The 761-nt window shown below is 33.8% G+C and carries 1 protein-coding gene; it reads right to left on the bottom strand.

Annotation, left to right across the window (positions count from 1 at the left end; translation table 11 throughout):
• Window positions 1-382: 382 nt before the first annotated feature.
• Window positions 383-616 (bottom strand): EexN family lipoprotein, encoded by a 234-nt coding sequence (locus ACFINC_RS10505; RefSeq protein ID WP_375617177.1) that lies wholly within the window; start codon window positions 614-616, stop codon window positions 383-385.
• Window positions 617-761 lie beyond the last annotated feature (145 nt).

Here is a 761-nt window from a genome sequence, read left to right as displayed (position 1 = left end):
ACAGATATTTCCCACCCAATTTTTCAAAATTAACCGTAAAAGCTTAAAGCCATTCTTCGTGTGATAAAATATTTATGTGTATTAAACACCCCAACATAGATTGAATCTCATATTTCATCATGCATGCAACCAAGGCATTAAAAAATTAGCGTATAATTTGAAAAAATGAGCCGCAACACGCAGCGTCTCATTCCGGTGCAACAGGTACCACAATTAAAAGCACTTTTTAGCTGAACAGATGACAATATGTCATCTGTTCCACAAAGAGTACAAACCGTAAAAGATTAGCTCTTGAAGTCAAAAGCGCCCCAAAAGTTAGAGGCAAAAATCCAAAAAACGGAATAAAATCAATAACGGTCCAATCCCTTATTGAAATAATAATTTACTGAATTTTATTTTTTAATGAAAGCCAAAAAGAAATTCCATATGCTTGTTTAACGTTTCGACAATTTTTAGATTTCTCTCTGACAGATTCCTCCATTTTTTCACATTTCATTCCCCATTCTTGCATCAATTTCTCATCTTTCTTAAAATCTTCTACGCTATAAGTCTTTTCGCAACCAGCCACAACAACTCCAGTACAAAGCAGGAATGCTGTGATAATGACTTTATTCATCAATAAATTCCCCTTCTTTTTAACGGATAAATTTAGGGTCTCAAAAAAAGTTCTACATATGCTTGTCGAAGGTTTTTACAATTTTGAGAAGATTTGAACGGTGAATCATCCTTCTCACATTTCTTTGCCCATTCCTCGTATAATT

It is taken from the genome of Bartonella sp. AP58NXGY, from assembly GCF_042195785.1.
GTDB lineage: Bacteria > Pseudomonadota > Alphaproteobacteria > Rhizobiales > Rhizobiaceae > Bartonella.
Note: the sequence above shows the minus strand (reverse complement) of the source record. Positions and strands in the feature narration are given on the sequence as shown.